This window comes from Variovorax sp. 160MFSha2.1 (assembly GCF_048305075.1).
GTDB lineage: Bacteria > Pseudomonadota > Gammaproteobacteria > Burkholderiales > Burkholderiaceae_C > Variovorax > Variovorax guangxiensis.
The window spans coordinates 2,111,294-2,128,317 of record NZ_CP157624.1 but is presented as its reverse complement, the minus strand read 5'-3'; the positions used below and the strand labels follow the sequence as shown (position 1 = coordinate 2,128,317).

Annotated in this window: 16 protein-coding genes; 8 read left to right on the top strand and 8 right to left on the bottom strand. The window is 67.2% G+C overall.

The features are described 5' to 3' along the window. Positions 1 to 23 precede the first annotated feature (23 nt). Positions 24 to 1,760, bottom strand: a complete 1,737-nt coding sequence (gene ggt, locus ABL838_RS09400) for a gamma-glutamyltransferase (RefSeq protein WP_418125133.1) — start codon at positions 1,758 to 1,760, stop codon at positions 24 to 26. Positions 1,761 to 1,822: 62 nt separating this feature from the next. Beyond that, positions 1,823 to 3,418: a methyltransferase regulatory domain-containing protein gene (locus ABL838_RS09395; protein ID WP_369659009.1), complete on the bottom strand. Its 1,596-nt coding sequence runs from the start codon at positions 3,416 to 3,418 to the stop codon at positions 1,823 to 1,825. 375 nt (positions 3,419 to 3,793) lie between these two features. On the opposite strand from ABL838_RS09395, the gene ABL838_RS09390 reads away from it, so the two are divergent. The 3 genes from ABL838_RS09390 (at position 3,794) to ABL838_RS09380 (ending at position 4,576) form a co-directional block, all read left to right on the top strand. Beyond that, positions 3,794 to 4,069, top strand: a complete 276-nt coding sequence (locus ABL838_RS09390) for a hypothetical protein (RefSeq protein WP_126024525.1) — start codon at positions 3,794 to 3,796, stop codon at positions 4,067 to 4,069. A gap of 81 nt (positions 4,070 to 4,150) precedes the next feature. Beyond that, entirely contained in the window at positions 4,151 to 4,285 is a 135-nt protein-coding gene (locus ABL838_RS09385) for a hypothetical protein (protein WP_256228313.1), read from the top strand. A gap of 39 nt (positions 4,286 to 4,324) precedes the next feature. After that, complete coding sequence (locus tag ABL838_RS09380; RefSeq protein WP_126024524.1) at positions 4,325 to 4,576, top strand: hypothetical protein; 252 nt, start codon at positions 4,325 to 4,327, stop codon at positions 4,574 to 4,576. 91 nt (positions 4,577 to 4,667) lie between these two features. On the opposite strand, the gene ABL838_RS09375 is transcribed toward ABL838_RS09380, so the two are convergent. After that, positions 4,668 to 7,061, bottom strand: coding sequence for a DNA polymerase II (locus ABL838_RS09375; RefSeq protein WP_418125132.1), 2,394 nt, complete (start codon positions 7,059 to 7,061; stop codon positions 4,668 to 4,670). A gap of 292 nt (positions 7,062 to 7,353) precedes the next feature. On the opposite strand from ABL838_RS09375, the gene ABL838_RS09370 reads away from it, so the two are divergent. The 3 genes from ABL838_RS09370 (at position 7,354) to ABL838_RS09360 (ending at position 10,388) form a co-directional block, all read left to right on the top strand. Then, positions 7,354 to 7,875: a hypothetical protein gene (locus ABL838_RS09370; RefSeq protein ID WP_418125131.1), complete on the top strand. Its 522-nt coding sequence runs from the start codon at positions 7,354 to 7,356 to the stop codon at positions 7,873 to 7,875. 102 nt (positions 7,876 to 7,977) lie between these two features. Beyond that, complete coding sequence (locus tag ABL838_RS09365; protein ID WP_418125130.1) at positions 7,978 to 9,021, top strand: helix-turn-helix transcriptional regulator; 1,044 nt, start codon at positions 7,978 to 7,980, stop codon at positions 9,019 to 9,021. Between the two features lie 110 nt (positions 9,022 to 9,131). After that, entirely contained in the window at positions 9,132 to 10,388 is a 1,257-nt protein-coding gene (locus tag ABL838_RS09360; RefSeq protein ID WP_418125129.1) for a serine hydrolase domain-containing protein, read from the top strand. Positions 10,389 to 10,427: 39 nt separating this feature from the next. On the opposite strand, the gene ABL838_RS09355 is transcribed toward ABL838_RS09360, so the two are convergent. Genes ABL838_RS09355 through ABL838_RS09335 form a run of 5 tightly spaced genes read right to left on the bottom strand, consistent with a single transcriptional unit; the run spans position 10,428 to position 14,775 of the window. Then, positions 10,428 to 11,243: an SDR family NAD(P)-dependent oxidoreductase gene (locus ABL838_RS09355; protein ID WP_418125128.1), complete on the bottom strand. Its 816-nt coding sequence runs from the start codon at positions 11,241 to 11,243 to the stop codon at positions 10,428 to 10,430. A gap of 57 nt (positions 11,244 to 11,300) precedes the next feature. Then, a complete protein-coding gene (locus ABL838_RS09350; RefSeq protein ID WP_418125127.1) occupies positions 11,301 to 12,122 on the bottom strand; it encodes an enoyl-CoA hydratase/isomerase family protein in 822 nt (273 codons plus the stop codon). Between the two features lie 26 nt (positions 12,123 to 12,148). Then, a complete protein-coding gene (locus tag ABL838_RS09345; protein WP_418125126.1) occupies positions 12,149 to 13,303 on the bottom strand; it encodes a thiolase family protein in 1,155 nt (384 codons plus the stop codon). Next, the gene (locus tag ABL838_RS09340; protein ID WP_418125125.1) at positions 13,300 to 13,728 is read right to left on the bottom strand and encodes a Zn-ribbon domain-containing OB-fold protein; all 429 of its coding nucleotides are present in this window, start codon (positions 13,726 to 13,728) and stop codon (positions 13,300 to 13,302) included. The genes ABL838_RS09345 and ABL838_RS09340 overlap by 4 nt, the downstream gene beginning before the upstream one ends. A 60-nt stretch (positions 13,729 to 13,788) precedes the next feature. Next, positions 13,789 to 14,775, bottom strand: coding sequence for a Bug family tripartite tricarboxylate transporter substrate binding protein (locus ABL838_RS09335; protein WP_184635847.1), 987 nt, complete (start codon positions 14,773 to 14,775; stop codon positions 13,789 to 13,791). Between the two features lie 191 nt (positions 14,776 to 14,966). Here ABL838_RS09335 and ABL838_RS09330 point away from each other — a divergent pair, with 191 nt between their 5' ends. Together ABL838_RS09330 and ABL838_RS09325 are read left to right on the top strand one after the other, a co-directional pair. Next, positions 14,967 to 15,827 carry an IclR family transcriptional regulator gene (locus ABL838_RS09330; RefSeq protein ID WP_126024515.1) on the top strand — a complete coding sequence of 287 codons (861 nt, stop codon included), beginning with the start codon at positions 14,967 to 14,969 and terminating at the stop codon, positions 15,825 to 15,827. Positions 15,828 to 15,892: 65 nt separating this feature from the next. After that, positions 15,893 to 17,011, top strand: a complete 1,119-nt coding sequence (locus tag ABL838_RS09325; protein ID WP_126024642.1) for an acyl-CoA dehydrogenase family protein — start codon at positions 15,893 to 15,895, stop codon at positions 17,009 to 17,011. Positions 17,012 to 17,024 lie beyond the last annotated feature (13 nt).

Below are 17,024 nucleotides of genomic sequence, written 5' to 3'. Positions count from 1 at the left end.
CCGCCTTCGAGTTTGCCGCAGGATCAGTACCCTGCCGCCAGGCCCGTGTTGCGGCGGGGGTCGTTGGCGCCGTAGAAGCGGTTGTTGCCCACCGGCTTGCCGCCCAGCGAAGGAGCGCCGACGATGATCGCCGCCAGGTGGTTGGCCGGCTGCGGCACGCCCAGGTTGTGGCCCATGTCGGTCAGGATCTTGCGCGTGTCGGGGCTCAGCGCGTAGGTCTCGACATTGGTGACGTCGGGCAGCCACTGCTGGTGGAAGCGCGGCGCGTCCACGGCCTCCTGCACGTTCATGCCGTAGTCGATGGCGTTGATCATGGTCAGCATCACCGCAGTGATGATGCGGCTGCCGCCCGGGGTCCCGACCACCATCACCGGCTTGCCGTCCTTGGACACGATGGTCGGGCTCATGGAGCTCAGCGGGCGCTTGCCCGGCTCGATCTTGTTGGCCTCGCCCTGCACCAGGCCGTAGAGGTTGGGCACGCCCACCTTCGAGGTGAAGTCGTCCATCTCGTCGTTCAGCAGCACGCCGGTCTTGGCGGCCGTGACCTTGGCGCCGAACCAGTCGTTCAGCGTGTAGGTCACCGAGACCGCGTTGCCCCACTTGTCGGCGATCGAGTAGTGGGTGGTGTTGCTGCCTTCGTGCGGCGCGACGCCGGGCTTGATGTCCTTGGAGACGCCGGCCTTCTTCGGATCGATGACGGCACGGATCTTCTCGGCGTAGCCCTTGTCGAGCAGGCGCTCCAGCGGGTTCTTCACGAAGTCGGGGTCGCCCAGGTAGCTGTTGCGGTCCACGTAGGCGTGGCGCATGGCTTCGATCTGGTAGTGCACGGCCTGTGCCGAGTGGTAGCCCAGGTCCTTGAGCGGATAGCCCTCGAGGATGTTGAGCATCTCGCAGATGATCACGCCGCCGGAGCTCGGCGGGGGCGCCGACACCACGCGGTAGCCGCGGTAATCGCACTCCACGGGAGCCATTTCGCGCGTCTTGTACTGGTCGAGGTCGGCCTGCGTGATCAGGCCCTTGCCGGCCTGGCTGGAGGCCACGATGGCATTGCCGACCCAGCCCTTGTAGAAGCCGTCGGTCCCCTTGGCGCTGATCTCGCGCAGGGTCTTGGCCAGGTCCTTCTGCACCAGCTTGTCGCCCACCTTGTAGGGCTCGCCCTTGTTCAGGAAGATGGCGGCCGTGGCCGGGTCTTCCTTGAAGTCGGCCGTGGCGGTGGCGAGCAGGTCGATGTCGCCCTGCTGCAGCGCGAAGCCCTTGTCTGCCAGCTGGATCGACGGGGCGAGCAGGTCGCCGCGCTTCATGGTGCCGTACTTCTCGCGCGCGTATTCCATACCCGAGACGCTGCCCGGCACGCCCACGGCAAGGTGGCCCTTGGTGCTCAGGCCCTTGATGACGTTGCCGTCCTTGTCGAGGTACATGTTGGCCGTGGCGGCCAGAGGTGCCTTCTCGCGGAAGTCGAGGAAGGTCTTGCGGCCGTCGGCCAGTTGCACGGTCATGAAACCGCCGCCGCCGAGGTTGCCGGCCGCGGGGTAGACCACCGCCAGCGCATAGCCCACGGCCACCGCCGCATCGACCGCGTTGCCGCCGCGCTTGAGCACGTCGACGCCGACCTTGGTGGCCAGGTGCTGGGCACTCACGACCATGCCGTTCTCGGCCGCGACGGGCGCCACAGAAGCGGCGTTCGACGCGCCGGCCGCGGCCAGCGCGAGCACCGCCGCGACGGCGCCCCTCAGCCTGGGAGTCCAGTGGATTTGTTGCATGTTGAAGTCTCCTCTAGAGCGTGTTGAAGAATCTGATGTGTGTGTCTTGCCGATCGATAGGGTCAGGCCGTCAGCAGCGCCTTGCGGCGCAATGCGTCGAGCGCGATCGCGACCTGCTGGCGCGCGAACTCCCGGACGGCCGCCGGGTCGGTCAGCGGCTTGTCGTCCTTGACGAAGCGCAGCCGGTCGCTGCGCACCTCGGCTTCGAGATGCTCTGCCAGCGCCTCGTGCGAATGGGTGCCGTCGAGCAGCGGCAGCAGGCTGCGTTCGAGCAGCGACACCGTCACGTGCTCGTGCCACTGGTTGCAGGTGCTGGCCGTGACGCTGGCGCCCGCCACCAGGGCCACCGAGCCCCGCACCGCGGAAAGCGCCTGGGGCAGGCTGGAAATCGCATCGGCCGTGAGCACCGGCGAGCGCCTGAAGCGCAAGGCGCCGAGGATCAGCAGCTCCTCGACCATGGCCATCACGGCCGGCTCGACCGCCGCTACGGGCTGCCCCACCAGCCCGGCCACTGCCCCGATGAGGGCCCCGGCGGACATCGAGGCCGGATAGCGCGTGTCGAGCAGATGCGCCACCGCCTTGTGCACCGGCAGCCGCATCGTGACCTTGAGGCCGCGCTGCGCATTGCAGGGCTGCTCGCGCGCGTCGAGCGAGAGCGCGGTGCCGTCCTCGGTCTTGAACATGCCGGCGAGTTCGAGCTGGCGGATGCGCCCGGGCTGCAGCTTGTAGCGGATGTCCCTGGCATGCGACTGCCCCACCAGCAGCGTCTGCCGGAACGTGCGGTTGACCAGGAAGTCGAGGTACTGCTCCATGAGCACCTGGCTGCCGCCGCATTCGCGCAGCAGCGGATCGCGCACCTTCTCGCCGTAGTTCTGCACGAACATCGTCGACGGCTCGGCATCGCAAAGATAGGCAAGGCCACAGGCCTCCGCGCGCGCGACGAACTCCTTGAAATAGCACGGCGCGTTGCAGGGTTCGAGGAACTCGTGCAGCAGGTAGGAGCTGTTGGCGTTGCGCACGATGGGCATCGCCTCTTCGAGCGTCTTCTTGAGCACGCTGTCGGCGCGGGCCGACTGCTCGAGGAAGTCGAGCATGCCGCGGGCATAGGAGAGCTTTTCGTCGGGAGAGTCGCGGGGGCCGCCGCGCAGGATCATCGCGTCGCGCACGATCTCGCGGGCCTTCCAGCCGGGGTACACGTTGTAGCTGACGTAGGCAACGCCGTCCGGTGCGAGGTTTTCGGCGCAGATGCGCAGGATCGCCTCCTGCACCGGGGCCGGCACCCAGCTGTAGACGCCGTGGCAGACGATGTAGTCGAACTGGCCGAACGAGGCATCGATGTCCGCGAGATTGAAAGCCCTGAGCTCGATGTTCGAGAGCCCCGCACGCGCGATGGCCGCCATGCCCTGCGCCACCTGCACGGTCGACAGGTCGACGCCGACCGCGCGCGCCTGGGGATGGCGTGCCGCGAAGGGAATCAGGTTGCCGCCGGCGGCGCAGCCGAGTTCGAGCACGCGGGCCGTTGCGGGAGGGGGAACGTCGAGACCGAAGAGAAAGGCCAGCGCTTCCAGGTGCTCCATCGCCGATTGCGGGAACGGATGCGAGTCATAGGGCACCGTGTCGTAGTAGCTGGTCAACTCGGAGGTCAGGGAATCCGGCACGGGCGTCCTTTTCGGGATCTGGGCAGGCGGGCGAGAGCGGGAGATTGCAGTGACTGCAATGTGACAGTGCCTGCCGACTATAGCCTTGCGCCCAGGCAAAAAGAAGCGCGGCTTCACGGGGCCGCACACGGGTGCCACCTGCAAAAAAAAGCCCAGCACGAGGCTGGGCTTGAAATGCCTATCTGCTTGGCAATGCATCAAGGCCCCCGCTCAGGTTGACCGGCGGGGGACGGTTTACCCGTCAAGGAGAAATCAGAAAACCGGATGGACATGCCGGACAGTCGTCGAGCCGCCAGGCCCGTTTGTGAACAGCTTGTTTTCCATGGGCATAGTTTACTGTATATTTGTACAGCCTTTTCAGCAAGGATGCACGCCATGCCCCCAACCGAAGAAACGCCCGCCCCACCCAACCATGCGCTCAAGGATGCGCTGGCCTGGATCTCGAAGTTCGCGCATGCGTGGAAGGCCATCGAGCCCTCCCCGAAGAGCCTGAGCATCGACGGCTTCATCATCTGGGGGCCCGTGCTCTACGAGAAGCACAAGGGTGAAGATCCGGTCCAGCTGGCGCGGCAGCTGTTCGGCCGCTCCGGCGAATACTTCAAGTATCTCTACCCCGAGCGCGGGCGCAGCTCCAACGATCCGCGGTCTTAGAATGCCCCGATGAATTGGCGCACACTGCTTCCGCTTGCTCTCCTGGTCCTGGCCGGCTGCTCGACCCCACCCAATGAAGTGATGCAAGTCCGCGAAGGCGTGCTGCGCGCCATGACCTATGTCCAGGCCTCCGACTACTGCGATGCGCGCGACAAGACGCCGCGCTGGCTTGGCAGGGCACCCGCGGAGCAGGGTGTGCTGTTCCAGTGCTATTGAGCTGAATCCGGGTGGCCGCGGCGCCGCGACAATCCCCGGATGACCACCCTCTACCTGCAGATGACCGAAAAGCTCTCCGAGCACTGGAGAGCCAACAACAACGCCTATCCCCAGAAGTTCGTGCTGAGCCCGGCACTGCGCGCCGAATACGTCCATTGCCTGGAGCTCATGACCATTCCGGGCGAGCGGGACATGAGCGCGACGAAACACATGGGCGTGCGCATCGAGATCGACGAAGCTTCGCCCGGCGTCATGGTGGCCGCCGATGGAGCCGAGGTCGCACTGCGGTAGCGGCAGGCTGCAGACGTCCGCAAGCACGTCTGCTTTCGGGGCTCGTTGCTGAAAACCTGAGAAGACCCGGCGACTGACCCCCTCTGCCGGGCTAGAAAAGATGCTGCTGCGAGCTCGTCAGGGCCGCGAAGCTCTCTCCCATGGGCTGCAGGATGGCATCCGCGATCGGCTGCAACTGCCGGCTCAGGTAGTGGTCGTAGTCGATCCGGGAGTGGAGGGCCTCCATCGGTTCCGGACCGTTGCGCGTCATGACGTACCGGATCCAGCCGCCGTTCTGGTACTGCCTGGGCCGATGAAGCCGGTCGTTGTGCTCGTCGGCCAGGCGCGCGGCGCGCACCTGCGGCGGCACGTTGACGAGGTAGGCATCCAGGCGATGGCGCAGGCGCTTCCTGTAGACGAGCAGCTCGTCCTGGCCGCCCGACAGCGTCGAGCGCACGTACTCCCTCACGAACTCCTCGTAGGGCTCGCCGCGGAAGATGCGCGATAGCAGCCCCTCCTGGAACTGCCGCGCCAGTGGGGTCCAGTCGCTGCGAGCCATCTCCAGGCCGCGGTAGATCATTTCCTCCTTGCCCGCGGCGTCCTTGCCCAGGCCGGCATAGCGCTTCTTGCTGCCCACGTCGGAGCCGCGGATGGTGGGCATGAAGAACTTGCTGTAGTGGGTGTCGAACTCGATCTCGAGGAAGTTCTCGAGTCCGTGCGTCTCGCGCAGGGTGCGCGTCCACCAGCCGTTGATGTCCTTCACGAGGCCCGCCGCGACGGCATGCGCCTCCTCGTTGGTGTGGGTGCGCCCGAGCCAGATGAAGATGGAGTCGGTGTCGCCGTAGATGGCCTCGTAGCCCCGGCGTTCCACGAACTCGCGCGTGAGCTTCATCATCTCGTGGCCCCGAAGAGTGATGGCCGACACCAGCTTGGGATTGAAGAAGCGGCACTCCGACGCGCCCAGCACGCCGGCGAACGAGTTCATCAGCAGCTTCAGCGCCTGCGACAGCGGTTCGTTCCCGGCCCGCTTGGCCTCGTCGCGCGCGCGCCAGAGCGTGGTCACGATCTCCGGCAGGCAGTGCTTCGTGCGCGAGAAGGTCGTTCCCTGGGGGCCCTGCACGACCGCGACCGGCTCGGCGGCGCCGGCACCGGTGCCTTCCACCAGGCCCACGGGATCGACGAGGAAGGTGCGGATGATCGAGGGATAGAGGCTCTTGTAGTCCAGCACCACGACGGAGTCGTAGAAGCCCGGCTTCGAGTCCATCACGTAGCCCCCGGGAAAGGCCTTGCTCGGGATCTCGCCCACGTTCGGCGCCACGTAGCCCAGGCGATGCATGCGAGGCAGGTAGTGGTGGCTGAACGCCGCGATGGAGCCGCCGAAGTGGTCGATCTGCAGGCCGGTGGTCTGCGCTCGTTCCAGCACGAACTGCAGCAGTTTCGCCTTCTCGAAGATGCGCAGGACGAGCTCGCAATCACGGATGTTGTAGTGCGCGAGCGCGGGCTTGTCCTCCTGGTAGCGCCGCTCGATCTCGGCCATCTTGTCGTACTCGTCGCCGATGGCCTTGCCTTCGCCGAGCAGCGCCTGCGAGACGCTCTCCAGGCTGAAGGAAGGAAAGCTCCACATCGCGGCCCGCAGTGCCTCGATGCCATCGACGATCACCCGCCCAGCCACTGACGCGAACAGATAGCCCTGCTTGCCCGGATGGGTGCGCCAGTCGATGGCACCTCGCTCCCGTCCCGGAAGCAGTTGCGTCCCGCAGTCGTTGGCCGTCTTCTGCAGCACCCGCAGGTCGAACTGGATGACGCTCCAGCCGACGATGACGTCCGGATCGTTCCTCTCGAACCATTCGTTGAGCTTCTCGATCATGGCCTTGCGGGTCGGGCAATAGACGAGAGAGAAGTCCGCAGGCTCATCCCGCCCGGATGGCTGCTCGCCAAGCATGAAGACCACGCGCTGCGGAAGGCCGTCCAGTGCAATGGAATAGAGCGCTTCGTGCTGGCTGGTTTCGATGTCCAGCGACACCACCTTCAGCGCCGGGCGGAACTCTGGCGCGGGCCTGAGCTTGCCGTCGACGACGGTGGCGCGGCCTGCCCGCCCTCCTTCCACCAGCACGCCGGCGGTAATGAAGCGCTCCATGAGATGGCGGTCGTGCGGACGCACGTCCGCTTCGAGCACAGGAACGCCTTGCGGCTGCAGCGCACGCGCCAACCGGCCCAGCTGCCGGAAGTGCCTTGCATAGACACCGACGACGGGTTCCTGCCCGAAGGTCTTCAGGTCGAGCTCGCGAATCTCCATCCCTGGCATGGCGGCAAGCTGCGCCTCCACTGCCGCGCGGTGCCGGGCGGCGACGAACGCGACGCAGGCCTGGGAGGTCAGGAGCACCTTCACCGGTCCTGCATCCGTGGCCAGCCAGTACTCGATCTCGGTGCCGGCGGGTGCGTCACGCCAGTGGCGGGTGAGGATGAATCCCTTGAGTTCGGTGGACGCCGCGTGAGGCTGAGACATGGGGGTGCGAAGAAAGAAGGGCGGACTCGGTCACGCCCGATTCTTGCGCAGTCATCGCCACGTTCCGCGGAACCTTGGCCGGGGCTGCGCGCCTGCCTCGACCTTTGGCAAAGACTGGATCCGCCGATGTCGGCCGGGCCGCGGCCATCTTGTCATGGCTTTGCGCCCGACCCCGAAGCTCCCGCATGGCTCGATCACCTATCATGCCGCGCCGTCTCTTGGGCATCGGCCCATCGCAACGTACGAAGCAGAGGTCTCTCGAGTGAAAGAAATATCAGAACGGCTGGTCGCAATGATCGGCCAGCCTTTCGACAGCAAGAAGGTTCGCGAGGTACTGGGCTCCTTGGGCGTCAAGAGGGTTTCCGGTCCGGGTGCCTTCTCCTCGAGCGAGGAGATCATCTGGATACCCAGGGCGTCCGTGCGCATCGACATCTACCAGGCGCAAAAACTGAACGGACTGACGGGATCGAACCACCCCGAGGACGAAGCATGGATCGTCGGCTCCGTGGAGCTTCTCGCGCCCGGATCGGACGACAGGATCAAGGCGCCGTTTTCCGGCCCTCTTCCTATGGGCCTCGCCATCGGCTCGACGCCGCAGGATTGCATCGACGCGCACGGCCCACCCGACCTGGACGAGGAGCATGAGCGGCCCGGGTTCTCCGGCAGGGTGCTGGCCTGGCGCAAAGAACACCTGAACATCGCGATCACGTTCGCCGGCCAGGAGCGCGAGCGCACGATGATCAGCCACACCGTCTGCCTGATCGGCTGCATCGGCGCCTGGCGCCATACCCATCCGGAGGTGTTCGCGCCCTGACCGGCCGAGGCCGCCGGCTGGCCGCGCGCTCGACGTATCCGGCAAGAAGCCCCGCAGTCTTGGCAGATACACTTTTTCCGACCAACACCCGGTTTCGCCCGCATGACCGCGCAAGCCCCATCCACCATGCGCACGCTGGAGAGCGTACCGGCGGAGTCCGGCCTGGCCACCCTGAGGGATTTCGGGATGTGCCTTCTGGCCCTGGTCACCCTCGCTCGTTCCGGCAATGCGCAGGACATCCACCGCGAGGCCCTTCTGGTGCTGAAAAGCCTGGTTCCCTTCGACTCGGCATGGTGGGGAGAAGTCTCGCCCGGCTCTGACGGCAGCCCGCCCAGGAACTGGCTGCACGGCAGCATCGGGCTGAGCGCCAGCTTCGCGCAGGAGTGGAATGCGCTCGCCGACGCGGACGAGTTCGCCAGTGCGTCCATTGCACACTGCGGCGTGGTGCTGCGCGGCGGCTCGGGCGACGGCAGGCATGCGCCGGGGAGCACGGTCGACGCGTTCTGCAAGCGGCACGGCCTCCATCACGCCATGGCGATCACGCTGGAGTTGCCGGCGAGCGGGCTGCTGTTCTTCGTATCGATCTACCGCCGCGGTGCCGACTCGGCTTTCCGCGATGAAGAGGCCGTCATCTTCGGCGAGTTCACGCGCCACCTCGTGCAGCACTGGCGCGATGTGCTCGACGGCCTGCAAGGCGCCGTGCCGGGCCGCGCGTGGAGCGCGTATGCGTTCGCCGATGGCGCAGGCCGCCTGCTCTACCTGGGCGCAAGGCTGGGGCAGGTCCTCCATCGGGCCCATCCCGACTGGCAGGGAACGATGCTGCCTCCCGACATCGCGGACCTGGCCCGCCAGGCGCCGTGCTCCGTCGCGATGGGCCGCTCGGATCGCTTGTCGATCGCGCCCTGCGGTCGCCTGCTCGCGCTGGTGCTCGAAGACCGAAGCCCCGGCGATCCACTCGCCCCGCGCGAACGCCGGGCCGCCACCCTGTACGCCGAGGGCCGCTCCTACAAGGAGATTGCCGAGCGGCTCGATCTGAGCCCCGCGACAGTGCGCACCTACCTGCGCAACGTGTACGCCGCCCTGGGCGTGCGCAACAAGATCGAGCTTCTGTCCGCCCTGGGCTCTGGCACGCGCGAAGCCCCGTAGTTTCCCGCCCCTCCTCATTTGCAGAGGCCTGACCGCGAAGGCCGCTCGCTACGCTGCCGGCTCCAAAGCTCAGCCTGCGAGAGCGGGCACTACACCCAAGGAATTCGCCAATGAGACTCGGCTTCCAAACCATGGCCGCCAGCCTGCGAGCGCGCGGACTCGCAACCGCATGCGGCCTGGCACTGCTTGCCTGCGCCGCCCATTCGCAACCGATGCCGCCCCCGCCCGCGGGCGCGCCGGTTTCTTCTGTTCCCGTCGCGCTCCAGGAAGTGCGCTGGCAGATGCTGAACCCGGGCATCAACGCGCTGACCTTCCGCTCGATGGACCGGATCTTCGACACCCGGGAAGTCACCCACCGGCGCGCGACATGGGCCATTCCGCGCAACGACGCGCCGCTGAACTTCCGCTACGAGTTCGCAGGCGCCGCCCGCACCCCGGAGGACTTCCTCGACCGCACCTACACCAACGCCCTTGTGGTCATCAAGGACGGCGCCATCGTCTACGAGAACTACCGCAACCTTTGCGACGACAGCACGCGGTTCATGGGCTGGTCCATGACGAAATCCATCGTCTCCACCCTGGTCGGCATCGCGCTGGAGGAGAAACGCATCGCCTCGATCGAGGATCCGATCGTCAAGTACCTCCCCGAGCTCGCGCGCGGCGCCTACAGGGACGTGTCGATCCGGCAGGTGCTGGAGATGCGGTCCGGAGTGGACTACGAGGAGCGGTACGACTTCCAGAATCCCGGCATCGCGGCGAGCAACCACATGTCGTCGCTCGTGCGAAACACCTCGCGCTTCGCGGATGTCGCCACGACCATCGGGCGTGCGCATCCGCCGGGCAGCCACTTCGCCTACAAGACGATCGACACGGCCGTGCTCGGCTGGCTGGTCGAACGCGTCAGCGGCACCACCTTTGCGGGCTACATGAGCGAGAAACTGTGGGAGCCCCTGGGCGCGGAGAGCAACGGCTTCTTCATCATGGACGGCGGCCCGGGCGTGGGCCGCGAGTTCACCGGGGCGGGATTCAATGCAACCGCGAGGGACTGGGCGCGCCTGGGACTGCTTTTCCTGAACAATGGCCGGGCGAACGGAAAGCAGATCATTCCCGAGAAGTGGGTCAAGGCGGCGACGGCCTCGGTGCCCGGCAGCGACTCGCCGAACGGCGGATACGGCTACCAGTGGTGGACCTTTCCGAGCACCGGCGCGTACTACGCCCTTGGGCTGCAAGGCCAGTACACGTACGTCGACCCGGCCACCCGCACGGTGGTCGTGAAGCTCAGCTACATGCCGCCGGGCCGCGATGAGCCCTATGCCGAAACGCGCGCCTTCCTGCAGGCGGTCTCGGCCTGGAAGCCATCCAGATAGAGGACCGCATAGGGATGAGCGCTGTTTGCGGCAACCACTTCAAATCATCGCGAAACCGCCCGATGCCCCGATCGTCTGGCCAGTGACGAACAACGCGCGATCGGATGCCAGGAATGCGACCAGGCCGGAGACGTCGTCCGGCCTGGACAGCCGTCCGACGCCCTTTGAGATCGGATAGAGGTTCACCATCTTCGCAAGCAGTTCGTTGTTCTGCACTGTTGCGTCGGGATGCAGCGGACCGTCCTTGATGCCTTCGTGCGAGACCGCGCCGAGGGCGATCGAATTGACCGTGACCGCGTGGCGGCCGTGCTCGCGCGCCAAAGCCTTGGCGAAGCCCGCGATGGCGGCCTTCGCGCCGGAGTACACGGCCATGTTGGCCTCGCCGATCCGGCCGGCCTCCGAGATGATGTTCACGATGCGCCCACGCTTGGCCGCAACCATGCCGGGCAGCACCGCGTGGCAGCAGTGGAAGGTGCCATACACGTTGAGGTTGACGATCTTGGCCCAGTCGGCCACCGGCATGTCGACGAAGGCCGGCGTGCGACCGCCCTTCTCGCGGCGCTCGGGAATGATGCCGGCGTTGTTCACGAGGATCTGCACCGGCGCGTCGAAGTGCCGCGCGGCGGCATCGACCATGGCCTGCACCTGCTCGGCCTGCGTGATGTCGGCGGGCGCTGCCAACGCCTTGCCGCCCTGCGCCTCGATCTCGCGCGCCACGGCCTGCGCGCGCTCGGGGAACAGGTCGTTGACCACGACGCGCGCGCCTTCGCGTGCGAGTTCGATGCAGATCTGCCGGCCCACGCCCTGGCCGCCGCCGGTCACCAGCGCGACCTGTGAGTCCAAACCGAGTTTCATATGTGTGTTTCCTTGATTGCTTGCTTGCTTTGAATGGATGGGGAATGCGGACGGGGCTCAGCGCCCCTGGAACACGGGCTTGCGCTTCTCGACGAAGGCGCGCATGCCTTCCTTGCGGTCCTCGCTGTCCACCAGCATGGCCGCGGCATAGCGCTCGTACTCGAGGCCGCTGTCCAGGTCGGTCTGCATGCCGCGGTTGACGGCCCGCTTGACGAAGCGCACCGCCAGCGGCGGCATCTCGCCGATCTGCTGCGCGAGTGCGATGGCGGCCGGCAGCAGTTCGGCGCCGGGCAGCACCTGCGTGACCAGGCCGTAGTCGAGGGCCTTGGCCGCATCGATCTGCGCGGCCGTGAACATCAGCGCTTTGGCGCGCGCCTCGCCGATCAGCCGCGGCAGCCGCTGCGTGCCGCCCGCTGCGGGAAGCACGCCGAGCTTCACTTCGGGAAGGCCCAGCCGTGCATGGTCGGCCGCCAGCCGCAGGTCGCAGCACAGCGCCAGTTCGAGGCCGCCGCCGAGCGCGACGCCGTTGATCGCCGCGAGCGTGGGCTTCTCGAATTCCTCGATGCCGCGGAACAGGTCGTGCGTCGCCTTCTGGGCGACGAAGAAGTCGGTGGCGCAGATCTGGTGGTCGGCGCGTTCCTTGATGTCGGCGCCGGCGCAGAAGGCGCGCTCGCCGGCGCCCGTGAGCACCACCGCGCGCACGCGCGCGTCGGCGCGGGCCAGCTCGAAGAACACGTGGGCGAGGTCGGGCTTCATGGTGCCGCCCAGCGTGTTCATGCGGTCGGGCCGATTGAGCGTCACGACGGCCACGTGTCCCTCGACGCGGTAGGTGAGCGTCGAGAGTTCGACGTGGTCGGGCCGGTTGTTTTCTTCGGACATGGTGCTTCCTTCGGTTGCTTGCGCCGTCATGCGTTGGCGCCGGAGAAGACGTGCGCGATGGCCACCGACCCGAGCCCGATCATGTGGGCCATGCCCCAGCCGGCACCTGCGTGCTGCCGGTCGCCGGCCTCGCCGCGGAGCTGCCGCGTGATCTCCGCGATCTGGCCGATGCCGGTGGGGCCCAGCGGATGGCCCATGCCGATGAGGCCGCCCGATGCGTTGATCGCGCAGCGCCCGCCGATGCGCGAGTCGCCGCGCAGCAGGTATGCGGCACCCTCGCCCTGATCGCACACGCCGATGGCTTCGCTGTAGAGCAGTTCCTCCACCGAGAAGGCGTCGTGCAGCTCCAGCAGGTCCAGCCGGCTTGCGGGAATCGCCGCCTGTTCGAGCGCCGCGCGGGCGCTGGCGCGCACGAGGTCGACCGCCGCGGCACCGTAGGAGGTCTCGGGTGTTTCGCTGCACGCGGTCGAGGCGCGCACGCGCACGCAGCGAGAAGCGTCCAGGCCCAGACGGCGCAGCGCGCGCCCCGACACGACGATGACGGCCGCGGCGCCTTCGCCGCGCGGGCAGCATTGCTGCACGGTCAGGTCGCCGGCCACGGCCGGCGAAGCAAGCACCTGTTCGAGGGTGCGCGGCTTGCGGAACTGCGCGAACGGGTTGCGGGCGGCATTGCCATGGTTCTTCACCGCCACCTGCGCCATGGAGGCCGCGTCCGCACCGCGTTCGCGCAGGTAGGTGCGGGCCATCATCGCGAACTTCACGGCAGGCACGTTGGCCGTCTCGCTCAGCCGGGCGAGGCCTTCCTTGTCGGCCGCGCGCCGGGCGTCGCCGTGCTTGTCCACGCCCACCGCCAGCACCACGTCGCTGACACCGCGCGCCACCTCCATGCACGCCTGCCGGAAAGCGAACGAGCCCGATGCCGATGCATTCTCGACCTGCGTGACCGCGAGCCCGCTGGAGCCGAGGTGCCGCAGCATCACGCGCCCGGCCGCCATGCCGATGGAGGTGGTGCCCACGTAGGCGCTGTTCACCTGCGGCCAGGCCAGGCCCGCGTCCGCCAGCGCGGCGCGCACCGCGGTCAGGCCCAGGTGCGTGTAGGGCATCTCGCTCGGGAACTGGTACGCGTGCATGCCGATGCCGGCCACGTACACGCCTTCGTTGTCGTCGATCCAGTTGCTCATCGCGCCGCTCCTTCAGCCGGAACGAAGCGGCAGGCGAAAGTCTCGCCGCCCGGCTGCGCCACCGCGACGGCACGCAACGCCATGCCGACATGCAGGGCCGACTCGTCGGAGCCGGCGATCACACCCTCCTCGACGAGCCCGTCCTCGATGAGGATGTCGGCGGCGATGCGCGGCACCTCCATGCCGGGCAGCAGTGGCACGTGCAGGGTGACGTACTCCAGCAGCTTGCCGCCGCCGGGACGCGCCACTTTCTCGGCGCCCTGCAGCGGATCGCCGCAGTGGCTGCAGCCGGGCACGTTGGCGGGAAAGACGAGCTTTCGGCACGCCGGACATTGCACGTAGAGGAACTCCAGCGACTCGCCGTCGGGCGCGAGCTGGTAGAGCGTCGGATGCTGTGGCTGCAGGCCACGCAGGTCAGTGGTCATAGAAACGGATTTCCCGGTTGTCGAAAAAAAGAGGAGTTGGGGGGGGGTGCGGCGCGCGTGCTACTCCAGCCTGGCGCCGGAGTTCTGCACCACCTCGCGCCAGCGCGTCATCTCGGACTTGACGAAGGCGTCGAGCTTCTCGCCGCGCATGCCGCGCATCGGCACGCTGCCGAACTTCTCGGTGGCGGCCAGGACTTCCGGATTCACGATGACTTCCGCCATGGCGTCGGCAAGGCGCTTGACGATGGGCGCGGGCGTCTTCGACGAGACGAACATGGCGCCCCATGCGCTCGACTCGGCGCCGGGGTAGCCCAGTTCGGCGACGGTCGGCAGGTCGGGCGCGCTGCCCAGGCGCGACTTGCCGGTCACGGCCAGCGCCTTGAGCTTGCCCGACTGCACGAAGGGCAGCACCACGGCCGCGTAGTCGAAGGCCAGGTCGAGGTTGCCGGCGATCAGGTCGGTCAACGCGGGGCTGCTGCCCTTGTAGGGCACGTGCGTCATCTTGATGCCCGCGGTCGTCTGGAAGAGCTCCGCCGTCAGGTGCGTGGCCGTGCCCGCGCCCGCCGAGCCGAAGTTGAGCTTGCCGGGGTTCTGTTTGGCGTACGCCACCAGCTCGGGCACCGTCTTGAACGGCTTGTTCGGGTTGATCACCAGGATCAGCGGCGACTCCGACATGCCGTGCACGGGCGTGAAGTCCTTGACCGGGTCGTAGCGCACGTTCTTGTAGAGCGCGAGGTTGGCCGCGTGCGTGCCCTGCGTGCCGTAGATCAGCGTGTAGCCGTCCGCCGGTTGGCGCACCGCGTACTCCACGCCGATGGAGCCGCCGGCACCGGGGCGGTTGTCGACGACCACCTGCTGGCCGAGCTTCTCGCCCAGCTTCAGCGCAAGCAGGCGGGAAGTGTTGTCGGTGATGCCGCCGGGTGGAAACGGCACGACGAAGGTCAGCGGCTTCGAAGGCCAGCCGTCGGCTTCGCCAGCCGCATGCACTGCAGTGGCGAGGAGGAGCGCGCTGCTGGCAGCGACGAGAGCTTTGAGGAAGGTTTTCAAGGGTTGTCTCCGGGTTTTGTGACGCTATTCGATTGCGTTTTTTCTACGAATAGACGTAGACTACTTCAACCCATCGTTGTTTGACAACCGTGTTTTCTGCCTCTTCCAGGAAATCATTCAACTGAAATCGCCGGTAAATGCATGACTCCCGTAGCTATGATCGATAACTTCTACGACCTATCGGAGGATTCATGCCAACCATCGTCCCTGCAGCCGCCCGCACGATGACCCTGCTCGAAGTCTTTGCGCGCGAAAAACGCGAGCTGTCCAACTCGGACCTGGCCCGCCTCATGGACCTGCCCGAGAGCAGCTGCTCCGACCTGCTGCACACGCTGCACGAACTGGGCTACCTGCTGCGCACCGCGCGCAGCCGGCGCTTCTATCCAACCGCGCGCCTGCTCACCGTTGCCAAGGAAATCTCCGCGAGCGACCCGCTGTACGCCGTGGGTGCCGAGGCCTGCGAGCTGCTGCGCGACCGCACCGGCGAGACCGGCCTGTGCGGCCGGCTGGAGAACGGCGTCGTGAAAGTCATCGCGCTCAGCGAAGGCCGCCACGCGCTGCGCTACATGCAGCACGTGGGCGACAAGCTCGCGCTGCACGTCTCCGCCCTCGGCAAGGCGATCCTCGCGGTCGGCACGCCGGAAGAGGCGGCGCGCCAGCTGCGCCTGAAGCCGCTGCGCGTGCTGGCCTCGGGCACGCTCACCGACCTGTCCGAACTCGAAGCGCAGGTGGAACGTGCGCGCGAACAGGGCTGGATCTGGGTCGAGAACGAAGGCAGCGAAGGGCTGACCGCAGTGGCGGTCGCCGGCCAGATCGGCGGCGAGACGCTGGCCCTGTCGGTGGCCGGGCTCACCCATCGCATGCGAGACCAGCGCGAGCGCTGCCTCGAGGCGCTGCAGGAGGTCAAGGCCATCGTCTTCCGCAAGCAGGCCGCCGAAGGCGCGACGCGCGAGCAGCCGGCGACGGCAGCGGCCTCTTCTTCAACGGCTTCTTCGCCGGCCTCTTCATCTTCCCGCCGCGGCGCCAAGGCCTCGCCTCCCGCAGAGCCTTGAGCGCGGCCCACCTTCATCACCATCAAACAGGAGACAACGTGTACACCCAGACTGCAGAACAAGCCATGCTGCGCGACAGCATCCGCCGCTTCATGAAGAGCGAGGTCGCCCCCATCGTCGCGCGCCACGACCAGGAGAAGACCTTTCCCTTCGAGCTGCTCAAGCCCCTGTCGGAGTTCGGCTACCTGGGCGGAAGGCTGTCGGAAGAAGAAGGCGGCATGGGCCTGGACCAGCTCACCTGGGCGATGCTGATGGAGGAAGCGGGCTATGCCTGGCTTTCGCTGCGCACCATGCTCAACATCACCAACGCGGCCATCAACAAGCTCGCGGCCGAGGCCACGCCCGCGCAGAAGGAGCGCTTCCTCAAGCCGCTGCTGAACAACGAGCGCCGCTGCTTCAGCGCCATCAGCGAGCCGGGCACGGGCTCCAACATCGCGCAGGTACAGACCCGCGCCGACCTGCAGGGCGACCACTACGTGCTCAACGGCCGCAAGCTGTGGATCACCAACGGCGCCTTCGGCGACTTCGGCATCGTGGTGGCCCGCACCTTCAGCCCCGACTGCCAGGGCCAGCTCTCCACTTTCCTCGTCGAGCGCGACGTGTCGCCTTACGAGATGCGACGCGTCGACACGATGGTGCTGCGCAGCACCGGCACGGCCGAGCTGGGCTTCGACAACGTCAAGGTGCCGCGCGAAAACCTGCTGGGCGAGGAAGGCGGCGCGCTCAAGAAGATGCTGATCGGCCTGGACAGCGCGCGCGTGAACATCGCCATGGGCGCCGTGGGCGCCGCGCAGTCGGCGCTCGACCTTTCCATTGACTACGCGCGCACGCGCACGCAGTTCGGCAAGCCCATCGGCAGCTTCCAGCTGGTGCAGAAGCTGATCGTCGACATGACGATCCGCGTGGAGGCCGCGCGCGCCCTGGGCCTGCGCGCCGCAGCAGCGCTCGACTCGGGCCACGACGCACGCACCGCCGCGTCCATCGCCAAGCTCTACGCCACAGAAGCCGCCCACGAGGTGGCCAGCATGGCGCTGCAGGTACACGGCGGCCTGGGCTACGCCACCGACTACCCGATCGAGCGGATCTTCCGCGACACCCGCGGCGGGACCATTCCGGAAGGCACGACCGAAGTGCAGACGCTGATCGTCGGGCGCGAGATCCTCGGCATCTCGGCCATCGCCTGAACGCCGCGGGAGT

Bases quoted from the DNA above. Each gene is read 5' to 3' on its own strand.
- ABL838_RS09365 (WP_418125130.1), top strand. From the start codon at position 7,978: ATGACCGCGCAAGCCCCATCCACCATGCGCACGCTGGAGAGCGTACCG.
- ABL838_RS09370 (WP_418125131.1), top strand. From the start codon at position 7,354: ATGATCGGCCAGCCTTTCGACAGCAAGAAGGTTCGCGAGGTACTGGGC.
- ggt (WP_418125133.1), bottom strand. From the start codon at position 1,760: ATGCAACAAATCCACTGGACTCCCAGGCTGAGGGGCGCCGTCGCGGCG.
- ABL838_RS09375 (WP_418125132.1), bottom strand. From the start codon at position 7,061: ATGTCTCAGCCTCACGCGGCGTCCACCGAACTCAAGGGATTCATCCTC.
- ABL838_RS09360 (WP_418125129.1), top strand. From the start codon at position 9,132: ATGAGACTCGGCTTCCAAACCATGGCCGCCAGCCTGCGAGCGCGCGGA.
- ABL838_RS09390 (WP_126024525.1), top strand. From the start codon at position 3,794: ATGCCCCCAACCGAAGAAACGCCCGCCCCACCCAACCATGCGCTCAAG.
- ABL838_RS09345 (WP_418125126.1), bottom strand. From the start codon at position 13,303: ATGAGCAACTGGATCGACGACAACGAAGGCGTGTACGTGGCCGGCATC.
- ABL838_RS09380 (WP_126024524.1), top strand. From the start codon at position 4,325: ATGACCACCCTCTACCTGCAGATGACCGAAAAGCTCTCCGAGCACTGG.
- ABL838_RS09330 (WP_126024515.1), top strand. From the start codon at position 14,967: ATGCCAACCATCGTCCCTGCAGCCGCCCGCACGATGACCCTGCTCGAA.
- ABL838_RS09340 (WP_418125125.1), bottom strand. From the start codon at position 13,728: ATGACCACTGACCTGCGTGGCCTGCAGCCACAGCATCCGACGCTCTAC.
- ABL838_RS09355 (WP_418125128.1), bottom strand. From the start codon at position 11,243: ATGAAACTCGGTTTGGACTCACAGGTCGCGCTGGTGACCGGCGGCGGC.
- ABL838_RS09385 (WP_256228313.1), top strand. From the start codon at position 4,151: ATGCAAGTCCGCGAAGGCGTGCTGCGCGCCATGACCTATGTCCAGGCC.
- ABL838_RS09325 (WP_126024642.1), top strand. From the start codon at position 15,893: ATGCTGCGCGACAGCATCCGCCGCTTCATGAAGAGCGAGGTCGCCCCC.
- ABL838_RS09350 (WP_418125127.1), bottom strand. From the start codon at position 12,122: ATGTCCGAAGAAAACAACCGGCCCGACCACGTCGAACTCTCGACGCTC.